The organism is Wenjunlia tyrosinilytica, from assembly GCF_014646055.1.
In the GTDB taxonomy this organism is placed as follows: domain Bacteria; phylum Actinomycetota; class Actinomycetes; order Streptomycetales; family Streptomycetaceae; genus Wenjunlia; species Wenjunlia tyrosinilytica.
In genome coordinates this window covers 217010-230377 of record NZ_BMMS01000005.1, presented here as the reverse complement: position 1 = coordinate 230377, position 13368 = coordinate 217010, and the positions used below count along the sequence as shown (strand labels likewise).

5 protein-coding genes are annotated in these 13368 nt (G+C 74.6%); 1 reads left to right on the top strand and 4 read right to left on the bottom strand.

Features of this window, described 5'->3' with window-relative positions; translation table 11 throughout:
- Positions 1–125 precede the first annotated feature (125 nt).
- From IEY86_RS07810 to IEY86_RS07795, 4 genes are all read right to left on the bottom strand, one after another.
- Positions 126–3740: a vWA domain-containing protein gene (locus IEY86_RS07810; protein ID WP_229698236.1), complete on the bottom strand. Its 3615-nt coding sequence runs from the start codon at positions 3738–3740 to the stop codon at positions 126–128.
- Positions 3741–3856: 116 nt separating this feature from the next.
- The gene (locus tag IEY86_RS07805) at positions 3857–5029 is read right to left on the bottom strand and encodes an ATP-binding protein (protein WP_189130790.1); all 1173 of its coding nucleotides are present in this window, start codon (positions 5027–5029) and stop codon (positions 3857–3859) included.
- Between the two features lie 178 nt (positions 5030–5207).
- Positions 5208–10112: a DNA-binding protein gene (locus tag IEY86_RS07800; protein WP_189130789.1), complete on the bottom strand. Its 4905-nt coding sequence runs from the start codon at positions 10110–10112 to the stop codon at positions 5208–5210.
- A complete protein-coding gene (locus IEY86_RS07795; protein WP_189130788.1) occupies positions 10109–10975 on the bottom strand; it encodes a DUF4132 domain-containing protein in 867 nt (288 codons plus the stop codon). The genes IEY86_RS07800 and IEY86_RS07795 overlap by 4 nt, the downstream gene beginning before the upstream one ends.
- A gap of 469 nt (positions 10976–11444) precedes the next feature.
- Between IEY86_RS07795 and IEY86_RS07790 the strand changes: the two genes are divergently transcribed.
- Positions 11445–13310 (top strand): glycoside hydrolase family 15 protein, encoded by a 1866-nt coding sequence (locus IEY86_RS07790; RefSeq protein WP_189130787.1) that lies wholly within the window; start codon positions 11445–11447, stop codon positions 13308–13310.
- Positions 13311–13368: the final 58 nt, after the last annotated feature.

Below are 13368 nucleotides of genomic sequence, written 5' to 3'. Positions count from 1 at the left end.
CAGGTCGGGAACACGTTCGATCGCCGCGTCGAGCCGCTTGCGCAGCCGTGCGGTGAGCTCCTCGACGGCGGCCGCGAGCACCTGCGGTGCCACCGGGGGCAGCTGCGAGGAAGAGGAGGAAGAGGTCAACGGGAGTCTCCGCGAAGGCGTTCGCCCACCCAGCGGGCGAGGGCGAGGGGACTGAGCGCGGCGACCGGCATCCCGGCCGCCACGAGCTGCTGGGCGACGGGCACCGAGTAGCGCGGCGTGCCGCTGTCGTCCAGCGCGGCGCAGCCGAGCAGGTGCACGCCCGAACCGGCCAGCGAGCGGACCTCGCCCAGCAGGCGGCCGAGCGGGTACCCCTCCTCGAAGTCGCTGACGACCACGACGATCGTGCGGCTCGGCACGGTCACCAGGGACCTGGCGTGGGCGAGACCGGCGGCGATGTGGGTGCCGCCGCCGACCCTCACCTCGAGCAGGAGCGAGAGCGGATCGCAGACCCGGTCGGACAGGTCGATCACCTCGGTCGAGAAGGTGAGGAAGTGGGTGGAGAGCGTGGGCACTGCGCCCAGGACCGCGGCGGTCAGCGCCGACCAGATCACCGACGCCTCCATCGAGGCCGAGACGTCCACCACGAGGACGAGCCGCCAGTCCGCCTCACGGCGGGCACGGGTGTGGAACACCGGCCGTTCCGGAACGACGACCGTCCGGCCGTCCTCGAACCTGCGGGTGTGCGCCAGGTTGGCCCTCAGCGTCCGGGGCAGGTCCAGCGCGCCTCCCGGGCGCCTGGTCGGGCGGGGGGTCGCCAGCCCGGTGAGGGCGGGTCGCAGCCGGGTCGCCAGCTCCTTGGTGAGCTCGTCCACCAGGCGGCGCACGAGGGGGCGGAGCCGGGCCAGTCGCTGTTCCGGCAGTCCGCCGGCCAAGGAGAGGACCGAGCTCAGCAGCTCGACGGACGGGCGGACCGACGCGGGGTCGATCTCGGCCAGCACATCGGTGCGCCCGGCGTCGGCCGCGCGGGCCAAGACCTCCTCGCGGACCTCGGTGCCGAAGAGGGAGTCGAGCTCCTCGGCCCACTCGCGGGCGGTGGGGAACGACGACTCCTGGCCGCCGCCGTTGTCCGCGCCGTGTCCGAAGTCCCCGGCGCCCTCGCCTCGTCCGGCCCCGTAGAGCTCGTCCAGGGCATGCGCGTATCGCCGGGCTCCGGACGGCAGCCGCTCGCTCTCCCGCCCGAGCAGCAACCGCCACCGATCGGCGGGCGCCAGCCGCCGCCCCCGCGAGTCACCTTCCGGGTGCCCGGCCTCCGGCCGTTCCCCGGGCCCGGCCTGCGGCCGACCGGCCTCCGGCAGAACGGATGCGGGCCCGGCCTCCGGAGGAACGGATGCGGGCCCGGTCGCGGCTCCCGGCTCCGGCGCCTTCTCCGGCCCCGGCACCGGCAGGCCCAGTGCCTCGACGGCCGTCAGCGCCGCCGTGTCCGCTGCCGTCCAGAGGGCCAGTAGCTCCGGGGAGGCGGTCAAGGACAGGTCCAGGCGGTCGCCCAGACGTTCGGAGACGGTGCGGAGCAGGCGCTCCCGCCCGGCCGGGGCCAGGGTGTCGAATCCGCCGCGCAGGGCGGGGAGGCGGTCCAGGAAGGCCGGGTCGGTGAGGGCGTCGACGCGGTCCAGCAGCGGGTCGAGCGCCGCCGGAGCCGATTGCAGCAGGGGGCCGGCCGCCGTCAGCAGGCCCGTGAGGTGCCTGGCCAGACGGCCACGGCTCTCGGGGCCGGTCGCCGTGTCGACCCATCCCGCGGTCCTGGCGCCCAGCGCCTCGCAGTCGTCCAGGTCCAGCAGGACCCGCGCGGCCAGGGCGGCTCCCTGGATCAGCGGCGAGCCCGTCCGCACCAGCTCGGCCAGCGCGTCGTCGAGCCGCAGTCCCAGGTGATGCTCCCCGGCCCGGGTGGCCAGCGCCACCAGGGCGACGGCGTCCTGCGGCTGATCGCTCCCGGCCATTCCGGGGATGGAACGGACCGCGGACTCCAGCAGGGTGTCCGCGAGCGCCGCCGCACTCTGCCGTGTCGCGGGCGTGGTGCCGGGCAGGTGCTCGCGGCGCAGCGCCTCCAACAGGTCCGCCGCTTCGAGGACTTCGGACAGCGTGGCCGCCGACGGCAGTGCGGTGGCGGCCTCCTCGAGCCGTTCGGCCACCGGGCCGGGCAGATCGCAGGCGGCGGCCGAACGCAGTCCCGCCAGGAGCTGGGCGCATGTGGGGCCGCCCTCCGCGCGCTCGCGGCGGACGACCTCGTTCAGCTTTCCCGCCGCGGCCTGTGCCGCGGTCACCCCGCGCACACCCGCCAGGTCCAGCAGGGCCGGTACGGCGGGCGTCCAGGCGAGCTGCCACCGGGTGCTGAGCGCCGTGCCGTCGCCGGTACCGGCGACCTCCGTCCGCTCGCCGTAGCCCACGCCGCAGACCGCCAGACGCTGCAACAGCACCTCCCGGCGCCTGTCCAGGTCTGAGCGCAGCGGGTCCAGGCGGACCTCGCGCCGGTCGGGGGAGTCGGGGCAGGGCAGCCGCAGCGAGGCCAGTTCGGCCTCGACGGACGGGCCGAGGCCGGAGCGCGGTGTCCCGGGAGCGATCCTGCCGCGGTCGGAACCGACCAGAACCGCCTGGAGCGCGCGGGCCAGTGCCCGTCCGCGTCCGAGCGGCTCGCCCTGGCCCAGGACGGTGGTCACCGCCTCCAGCAGCTCGCCCCGCCCGGGCGCGGGCAGGGCGCGCAGGGTCGCCAGATCGCAGGCGAGCCGCAGCGTCTCCGCCGCTTCGCCCGTGCCCGCGGTGTGCCCGTCCGACCGCATCCGTCGGCACAGGTCCGTCACCGCCCGGGCAGCGGCCTGCCGGACCCGCTCGGGGTCACCGCCCGCCGCATGGACCGCCTGCTGCCACCGCGGGTCGCGGATTCCCGCGGGATAGCCGGAGCGGGAGTCGAGCAGGTCGAAGGCGTAGGGGACGAGCGACGTGGTCACCGGGGATTCGCCACGCGCGGCCGGCTCGGCGGTGGCGGTGGAGCGGACCGCACGTGGGACCGCCTGTCCCGGCACCGCGCCGACAGCCTCGGGGGTGTCCGGCCCGGCCAGCGCCGGGGCGTGGAAGGCTCCGATCACCGCCGCCACCCGCCGTCCGCCGCAGGCGGCTTCGGCGATGACCCGGCGCATGTGCGCCTCGCGGGCGAGGTCCGTGGCCGGTATCCCGCCCCGCTCGGCGCTGTCCTTGCGCAGGGCCCAGCCCACGCCGAGGGCGGCCCGGCGGACCGCCTCGGGCGGGCATCCGGGGGCCAGCACCTCGACGGAGCGGTCCCACAGGTCCTCGCCCTCCCGGCCGGTGCCCGCGGCGGTCAGCGCGTCGGCGAACGACGGCCCGGCCGGGGCCTCGCCCCGCTCACTCCGGTGCTCGCCGCCGGTCAGGGACCAGCCGGGGTCGTCGAGCGGCAGGTCGCACGCGACGACCTCGACTCCCCGTTCCCTCGCCCAGCGGATGGCGGCGAGTTCGGGGGAGAAGTCCGCGAACGGGTAGAAGCCCAGCCCGCCGTCCGCGCCCGCCCCCGCGAGAGCCACCGGTGCGACGGTCGCCGGGTCGCCCAGGTGGACCAGCCAGTGCTGGAAGTCGGCGGGCAGTTCCACGCAGACCACCGAGACATCCGCGGCGTCCAGCAGGGCCGGGACGACACAGGCCAGCGCCGGGCTGTGATGGCGCACCCCGAGCAGGTAGGGCTCCTGCGAGGATGCCAGATCGGCCACGGCGGCCCGGGGATCGGTGCTCCGGGGGCCGGTGCCCCCGGGATCGGCGCTCGGCGGCACGGCCGCCTCCGACCGCTCACTGTCGGGTTCGGCGGCAGCGGCCGCCCGACGCCCGGTCAATTCAGCGTCCCGCGCAGGTCCCACAGGCGGCGCCACATCGCCGAGCCGTCCTCGGCGCGACGGCGTACCGGCCCGTCCCAGTAGCCCAGCAGCCGCCCGTGGTCGGCCGGGTCGTCCTTGCGGACCACACCCAGCAGATGGCCGGGAACGAGGTCCAGCACATCCCCGGACGGCAGGTAGGCGGCGGCCACGCCGAGCGACGCGGCGACCTGCACCGCCTCCGCGGTGGACAGCACCGTGCCCGGCCGCTCGACGTCCCAGCCCTCGGCGGAGCGTCCCGAGCGCAGATCACGGAAGACGGTGACCAGCGCGTCCAGCACGGCGTCGTCCACACCGAACGAGGCCCCGGCCCGCTCGACGGCGGCGCTCGCCTGACGGCGGATCAGGGCGGTCTCCGCGTCGGCGTCGGCGATGGGCTGGACGGTCTCGAAGTTGAACCGCCGCTTGAGGGCGGCCGACATCTCCGACACACCCCGGTCGCGCAGGTTGGCCGTGGCGATGACCGTGAAACCGGGAGCGGCCGAGACCAGGGCGTCGGCGGTGCCGCTGAGTTCGGGCACGCTCACGCGCCGGTCGGAAAGGATCGACACCAGGGCGTCCTGCACCTCGGGCAGGCAGCGGGTGATCTCCTCGATCCTGGCCACCCGTCCGCTGCGCATGGCGGTGAGCACGGGGGAGTCCACCAGCGCCTGGCTGCTCGGCCCCTGGGCCAGCAGGAGGGCGTAGTTCCAGCCGTAGCGGAAGGCGTCCTCGGTGGTGCCCGCGGTGCCCTGGACGGTCAGGGCGCTGGTGCCGCAGACGGCGGCGGCGAGGAGTTCGGAGAGCATCGACTTCGCGGTGCCGGGCTCACCCACGAGCAGAAGGCCGCGCTCTCCAGCGAGGGTGACCACGCACCGTTCCACCAGGGCGCGTTCACCCACGAACTTGGGTGCCACCGCGAGGCGCGTGGGCCGGTCGCCCGCCTCGGCACGTCGTTCCTCGGGCAGCTCCAGGGTCTCGCCGCCGCTGCCGCAGACGAAGGTGACCACGGCGCGCGGGGTGAGCGCCCACCCGGGCGGACGGGGGCCCTCGTCGTGGGCGGCCAGGAAGGCGAGTTCGGTCGCGTACCGCTCTTCGGCGGGCAGTATCTGCCGGGGCGCGGGGGCCGACACCTGGTCGGTCAGGGACATGGAGTGGTTCCTCGTATCTGTCTGATTCCGATGCAGCTGCCTGTCCGGCACAGCTGCCCGATGGGTCTGATGGGGCTGATGGGGCTGATGGGGCTGATGCGGCCGGCTGAGGGTTCTGGCTGGTGGATGGTGCGCACGCCGGGGGCGGGCACGGTACCGCGCCCGCCCCCGAGCGGGTTCAGCGGCGCCTGCCGCCCTTCACCTTGAGCTCCTCGAACCGGGGGCCGTCACCGTCCAGCACCCGCTGCCAGGCCCCGCGGTACAGGTCGGCGGCGGGCTCCAGGGGCACGATCACCCCCAACGGCGCGGCGTCGGCGGCGTCCAGTCCCAGCAGGGAGAGCTTCCACTGCTCCAGTGGCAGGTGCGGGGACCGCTGCACCGTCCAGCCGCCGGGAAGGAAGAGCGAGCGCCCGGCCCGGGTGCGGGTGGCCTCGACCACCAGCTCGGTGCCGGCCAGTTCGGCACGCGCCGCCTTCAGCCGGGCGGGCTTCCAGCCCGTCCAGCGCGCGGTGTTGCGGTCGCTGGGGTCCGGCATGGCGAGCAGCGCCAGGTAGAGCGCGGCGGCGTCCTCGCCGATGCCGTACTCCTTGGCCGCCGCGGTGACCAGGCCGGGCACGGACCGGGTGGGGTCCTGCGGCCACCAGGTGCCGTCCTTGCCCCGCTCACCCGCCACCGGGTCGCCCGGGTCGGCGAGGAGCGCCTCGAAGCGGGGATCGCGGGCGAGGCGCAGGGCGACCTCGGCCGGGAACGGCTGCTGGTCGACTCCCCGCAGCGCGGGCAGATAGGGGTCCTGTCCGGCCTCGTCCAGCAGCGCCGTACGGATTCCCGGCGCCGGCTGGTCGTCATGGGTGGCCATGACGACGGCACCGTAGCGCTCGTAGCCCTCGCCGACCTCGGTCGGGGGACCCGCCACCTTCCGGAACGCGGGAAGGCCGACGTACCGGCCGAGGTCGAGCATCAGCTCGGGGTTGGCCAGCCGGTCTCTCACGGCGGTCAGGGCCACGGGCAGGGCGGCTCGCAGGGGGTCGCCCGCGGGCAGCCGGTGCGCGAGCCACGCGGTCGTCGCGACGGAGCCGACCAGCGTGCTCGCGGTGAACCCCTCGGCGTCCGAGTCGACGGGGTGCACCCGGTCGCCCTTGACCGCCCAGGCGAGGTCCTTGCTCAACTGCGGCTCGGCGGCCGGGTCGAGCAGGGCGGGCAGCGCACGCGCCGGCGCCCAGAAGACGGGCCTCACGGCGCGGACCGCCTCGGCGAGCAGCGCCTCGGGTACGGCGGCCCGCCTGCCCACGGCTCTGGTCCAGACCTCCGCGGCAGCGGCCACGTCCGGACCCTCCGTCCACAGCCGCGCGGGCTGCGCGGGCATGAGGGCGGCGACGACGGCGAGGCGGACCTCATGGCTCAGCGTGCGCAGCTCGTCCCTGGCCACGGCGGCCTCGGCGACCTTCACCCCCAGCAGGGTGCGCGCCCGCGCGGGAAGGAAGTTCCGCTCGTAGGCGTCGGCCCGCGGCATCCCGGCCACCACCAGCCGGGCCGTAGTCCCCGTGACCCCGGTGAGCCGGGCGAACTCCGCGGCGGCCTGCGGGAACCAGGGCGCCGGTCCGCGCGCGGCGAACTCGGTCAGGAACGCCCCCAGCCAGCCCGTCTCCCGGCTCTCCCCGACCGTCGAGGAGGCGCGGACGGTGTACGGCTCGGGCACCTCGAAGCGTCCGGCCGGGTCGTGGAAGAGCGCGGTGAACACACAGCCCGAGTCCTCGGCTCCCTCCCTGTCCACGCAGGCGAGGAACGCCCCGCCGCCCAGCGGCAGCAGCCCGCACCAGCTTCCGGCCCGCCACTGCCCGTCGGCCCCGGTCAGACGGCTCTTGTCGACGTGCAGGGTGAACCGCCGCCAGCGAGCGGGCTCGCGGACACCGTCGGCGCCCAGCACGTCCATCTCCCGCAGGAGTTCGTGCAGGGCGTCCCGGTCCTCCTGCTCCGTCGTCGGCGCCGCGGCCCTAAAGGCCACCGCCGCGCACCGGTCGAGCATCGGCTGCCACTCCAGCTCGGTGTGGGCCAGCTCGGGCCCGTCGAGGTGGAGGGCGACGGCTGGGGTGTCCGTGGCGGGCTCGTCGGTGTGGCCCAGCGCCTGGCCGAGCGAGCGGATCTGGCGGAAGACCCCCGAGGGGGACTCACCCCACCAGTAGCGCCGGGAGCCGGTGAGGCCGCTCAGGGCGGTGGCGAGCAGCTTGTCGCTGGGGCCGGTCGGCCCCTCCTCGTGGTGCCCGCCCGCGAGCGCCTGGTCGATCCGGTCCGCCACCGCGTCCAGGGTGGCCTGCTGCCCGGCGGCGAACCGGACCACTGCGGCGATCCCCGCCACCAGCGCGTCATGGCCCACCTCGGGCAGGAGCTCGCGGACCAGGGCGGGCAGTTCCTCCCCGCTCTGGGCATGGGCGGCCTTGAGCAGCCCCGCCGCGGTGTCGTGGCTGATGGCGCGCAGGGCCAGGGAGCCCTGGACGTCCCGGGGTTCGAGGCAGTGCCAGTAGCGCAGCGGCGGCAGGATCAAGGTGCCCTCGCCGAACGTCCCCGGAGGGTCGTCCGTCTTGGCAACCGCGGTGACGACACCGTCCGGGTCGACGAGGCTGACGTCGTAACTGCCCTGGACCACCGCCCGGGGCCGGTCGTCCCCGGGGAAGAGCAGGACACGCGACGGCCGTCCCGCCCCGGACGGCAGGGTGACGGTGTGTCCGGCCAGGTCCTCGCCGCGCAGTGAACCGTCGGGCAGTTGCACGGCCCTCCAGCCGAGCAGACCGTTCAGCGGAGAGCCACCGGGGGAGGCCTCGGCCGTCGGGGCGGGCAGCATCCAGCCCGCGTGGAACGTGCTTCCCGCGGGGGCGTCGCGCAGCGCGTCGGCCAGGAAGCCCGGCATGCCCTTGCGCCCGACCTCCCCGGTGGCCGGGACGTACTCGTACCATCCGGTGCTCTCGTGGTCGGAACCGTCCCACGTCCACACCCAGTACGACGTTCCGTCGGTGATCACCGACCGCTCCTCGGGCAGCGCCGTGTCCCCGGCGTGCAGCACCGCGGTGCCGGTGGTCCGGCCGCCGCCGGGCAGCGGAAGGCTGATCGGGCCCGTGTTGCGGTACCAGTTCATGCGGGTACCGCGGGTGTTGCCGGTGCCCTCGACCGGCTGCACGCGGTCGGCACGGGTGTGCCAGTACCCGACCAGCCGGTTGTCGTGCGCCCGGGAGTTCCAGTGGACGTGCAGTTCTCCGTCCACGTAGTGGAAGCCGGGGTCGCCCCAGCTGTCACCGGCGGGTATCCGCAGGTCGTGGGTGAGCACGGTGCCCTCGGCGCCGATCACCCGGGCCTGCGCGGGGCGGCCGACGATCAGATGGGGCCAGGCCTCCGCGACGATGAGCTCGTCGACGTCCTTCTTCTGCACGAGGTCCGCGGCCGCGTCCTCCCAGGCGGGCCAGCTCAGCTCGTCGAAGAGGCCGGCCTTGAGCGTGCGGGCGAGCAGCGGGGCCAGATCGGTCCCGGCGGCGGCGCGGGCCTCGTCCTCGGCCAGGACCAGGGCCTCGCCCGGCAGCCAGGACAGCTTCCGCAGGGCGTCGGGCAGCTGCGGCAGGCCCACATCGAGGGAGCGCCGCGCGACCTCGCGCATCCACTCGGCGAGCATCGGGCGTCCACCGGGGGAGGCGGCCAGCATCCGGATGGCCCGCAGCCCGTCCCGGTCGTTCGACAGCCCGTCCGCTCCGCGTTCGAAGGCGGGCCGGAAACGGGGGTCGGCCTCGAGCGCGCACAGGTCGCGTTGTTGCTCGCCCTGCGCCCATTGCTCCAGGCGCAGCCCGGTGTTCTTGTCGGGATCGGCGACCGGCACGTCCAGGGACAGCAGCAGGTCCAGCAGGTCCACGTCGTAGGTCACGATCGGCAGCGCGCGGCCGGACTCGGCGAGTTCGGCGCGCAGCCGGTCCGCCATCCGCTCGACGAGCGGGTACAGCGTGGGCAGCCTCGTGATTCCCCGCCACCCGGGGGTCCGGAACGCCAGGAACCGCTCGAACCAGCCCGTGGTGCCGTCCTCGGGGCGCTCCTCGGCGGGCAGCGCGCCGTCGCAGAGCCCGGCGGTTGCGCCCGACTCCTCCAGCAGCTCCAGCCACAGCCGCGGCATGTCCTCCTCGCCGCCGCCGGGCATCAGGTTCAGCAGCATGCCGCGCTTCGCGGGCTCCCGCCGGGCCAGGGCCACCAGCGCCGGGCGGTGGGCCTTCCACCAGCCCGTCGCCACGCGAAGAGTGGCGGGCAGGGCCAGCAGCTCCGCGACGTACGCCCGCTCCTCCGCCTCCACGTCCGCCCCCGCGGCCTTGGCCAGGCGGCGCAGGTCCGCGGCCATCTGCGCGGACGGCTGCAGACCGCCCGCCGTGCGCCGCACGCACAGCCTGCGGAACCGGCGGAACGCCTCCGGCGCCGCGACCCGTGCCGACAGCTCCTTGGCGTACCCCGACAGCACCTTCACCGGCAGCGCGCCGGCGAGGGCGAACTCCAGGAACACCGCGTCGAGCCGCTCCTCGTCGATGGCCAGCCCGTGCTCCGCCTCGGCCCTGCGGGCCCTGGTGAACATCTGCGAGGCGTACGCCGCGTTCTCGACGGCCAGGAAGGTCCGCCCGGCCTGCTCGTAGAAGGTGGGCAGGAAGTGCGGTACGGCGGCGGCCAGGCGGCCGGCGATCTCCTGGTAGGCGTCCAGGGCCGCCTTGGGCTTGGACTTGGCCTGCCGGACCGTGCGCTCCAGCTCCGGCACCACGGCCAGCGCGTGGTGGCCGTCCTCGGGGTGGTGCACCAGCACCCACTCCGGGAAGCCCAGCGCCTGGCGCCGGCCGAGGCCCACCACGGCGGGCTCCGCGGCGGGCTCCAGGCCGAGGAAGCCCGCGGCCAGGTCCTCGGCCGCACCCAACTCCTCGGCGACGAGCCGCACCACGGTCCGTCCCTCGACACCGGGGTGGCGGTAGGCGCGGGCGGTCAACGGCACCGCCCGGTCTGCGGCGCCCTGCGTCCCGACCGGCAGTACCGCCCCCGCCTTCAGCAGCTGCTCGGCCTCGCCGACGGTCTCGCTCATGCGCTCCTGCCTTCCTCGACCTGCCGACCGGCGTACAGCGCCGCGGCCATCCGCATCCCCTCCGACCACGCCACCGGGCCGACCTCGCTCAGCCTCAGCGACCGCCCGTCCTGGCCGCTGAAGCTCAGCGCCCCCGTCTCGGTGTCGCCGTCCCAGTACGGCTCGCCGATCCACACCGACGCCTCGGTGATCAGCCCCCCGTCGCGCACCTGGCAGGTGGCGTAGCCCCCCGACACGCGGTAGCCCAGCGCGGTGGCCCTGGCCGCCAGGCCGAACCGCGAGGCGAACCTGCCCCCGGAGAAGTCCGACACCTGCGTGGCGTTCGGCGCCTGCTCGGTGGGCCTGGTCCAGGTGGCCCGGTGGATCTGCTCGACACGCTGGACCACACCCAGCTCGGCCGCGAACTCCCGCAGGTCCTCCAGGTCCGGCAGGAGCACCGGGTGGGGGAGGGTGACCGTGGACGGGGACAGCCGGACCGTCTCACCGTCGAGGTTGACCACCCGCAGTTCGCCGGCGTCGGTGGCGTCGCGCAGGAAGCCCACCTCGTCGGGATCGTCGCCGACGACCACCAGGTCGCGCAGCGCCGCCTGCCAGGCCTCGTCCGGCCAGACCCGCGCCACCAGCTCCGTCGGGACGGGCAGGGACGACACCATCCAGGAGTCCACCTGCGCCACACATGCCGTCGCGTGGCGGTCCAGCCACTGCGCCAGGCGGCGCAGCCGGTCCACCTCGGGGTGGTCCTTGAGCCCCTTCGGCAGCGACTTCAACTGCCGCCCCGCAGCACGTCCCACGGTGGCCCGCGCGGCCACCCGCCCTTCCACCAGGGCGACTTCGTACCCCTCGCCCGCCGTCAACCAACCCACCGGCTCCCCGCCTCTCGACCAGCACGAACTCAGCACGGACGAGCGGGGAATCCCGCTCTCGCCGTGACGATGAGCGGAACGCTAGAGGCAGTCACCGACAGCCGCTTCGCCCACCCCCCTTCCGGGGTCGGACGGGCCGTGGAACGCCACGACGGCGCTCACCGCCTCCATCGAGCGGAACGCGCCCTTCCCGGCCGCCGAGCCGCCCCGCCCGGCCGTGCTCGGCGTCCGGATTCTGCTGGGCAGCGACTTCCCCGGCATTCCCCACCCTGTCCGCGCCGGCTCGAGGCCTGGCCCGGCTGGAGCTCGGGAGCGAGTGGCTCAGGGGCGTCTGCCACGACAACGCGGCCCGGCTGCTCGGCCCGCTCCGACGGGCCGACGAGCGGATCACCTCCCGGCGAACTAGATTTGTAGGTGCGGGTGCTGCGCCTGCGCCCGTTCCTGCGTCAAGGAACGCGGAGGGAAGGCCGTGGGCGACTATCCCGCGATCGCCGACCACGCACTGATCGGCGACCTGCAGACGGCCGCGCTGGTGAGCGTCGGCGGAGAGATCGACTGGTTCTGCTGTCCGAGGTTCGACTCGCCCAGCGTCTTCGCGTCCCTGCTCGACCGAGAGCGAGGAGGCCGCTTCCGTATCGCGCCGGAGGGCGACGCCCCGGTCACCCGGCAGCTGTACCTGCCCGAGACCGCGGTCCTGTTCACCCGGTTCCTCTCGCCCGACGGCGTCGGCGAGGTCGTGGACTTCATGCCCGTCCCGGACCCGGAGGTCCCCACCGCCAACCACCGCGTCGTGCGGGTGGTGCGGGTGGTCCGGGGGCAGATGCGCTTCGTCTTCGAGTGCGCACCGCGGTTCGACTACGGCCGCGTGGAGCACGACCTCGAACTGACCGAGGGCGGAGCGGTCTTCCGCGGTGGCCGGCTCGCCCTGACGCTGCACAGCGGAATCCACCTGCGCCGGGAGGGCGACGACGTACGAGCCGATGTCACCCTGCACTCCGGGCAGGCCCGGTGCATGATCCTCGAGTCGCAGGCGGACACGGCACCGCGTGCCGTCAGCGCCGAGGAGGCGCTTCGGCTGCTGTTCTCCACCCGGCGGTTCTGGCGCAGGTGGCTGGCCGGATCGACGTACCAGGGACGCTGGCGCGAGCAGGTCACCCGATCGGCGCTGACGCTCAAACTGCTGACCTACGCGCCCACGGGCGGCCTGGTGGCGGCGCCCAGCGCCGGACTGCCCGAGCAGCTCGGCGGGGAGCGCAACTGGGACTACCGCTACACCTGGATCCGCGACGCGGCGTTCTCGGTGCAGGCCCTGCTCAAGCTCGGCTTCCACTACGAGGCGCAGCGCTTCGCCTCCTGGCTGGGCGACCGGGTCCGCGAGGGCGTGGCGGGCGACGGCCGGCCCCTCCAGGTGATGTACCGCATCGACGGCTCGGGGGACCTCGCGGAGTCCACCCTCGAGCACTGGGAGGGCTACGCCGGCTCCTGGCCGGTGCGCATCGGCAATGGCGCGGCGCGGCAGCTGCAACTCGACATCTACGGCGAGGCGGTCAACTGCCTGTACCACGCGGAGAAGTCCGGGGGAGTGCTGAGCAACCGGGACTGGGCGGGGCTGACCGCGGTGCTCGACTGGGTCTGCGACAACTGGAACCAACCCGACGAGGGCATCTGGGAGACCCGTGGCGGGCGGGAGGACTTCACCTACGGACGCCTGATGTGCTGGTGCGCGCTCGACCGGGCGGTACGGATGTCGCAGGCGCGCGGCTGGCCCGCCGACGTCGCGCGCTGGACCCGGTACCGGGACGCCGTCTACCAGCAGATCATGGAACGCGGCTGGAACGAGGACCTGGGCGCGTTCGTCCAGCACGCGGGGGACAGGGTGCTCGACGCCTCCCTCCTTCTCATGCCGACGATCGGCCTCGTCGACCCCCACGACCCCCGCTGGCTCACCACCTTGCGGGCCATCGAGGAGTCCCTGGTCACGGACAGCCTGGTGCACCGCTACGACCCGGCGGCCTCCCCGGACGGCCTGCGCGGAAGCGAGGGCACCTTCTCGATGTGCACCTTCTGGTACGTGGACGCGCTGCGGCGCACGGACCGTCTGGACGCCGCCCGGCTGACGTTGGAGAAGATGTTCACCTACGCCAACCATGTGGGCCTGTACGCGGAGGAGATCGGGGTGACGGGCGAGCAACTGGGCAACTTCCCGCAGGCGTTCAGCCACCTCGCCCTGATCAACACCGCCGTGGATCTGAACGCCGCGCTCGACGGCCACCGCAGCGAGGTGTCGATGTCGGAGTCGGAGGTCGACCAGGCGGTGCGGTTGATGCTGCGTTGATGCGAGCCGAGCCGAGTCGAGCCGAGCCGAGTCGAGTCGAGTCGAGCCGAGTCGATCG

Coding starts and splice junctions, on each gene's coding strand:
- IEY86_RS07805 (WP_189130790.1), bottom strand. CDS start 5,029: ATGTCCCTGACCGACCAGGTGTCGGCCCCCGCGCCCCGGCAGATACTG.
- IEY86_RS07800 (WP_189130789.1), bottom strand. CDS start 10,112: ATGAGCGAGACCGTCGGCGAGGCCGAGCAGCTGCTGAAGGCGGGGGCG.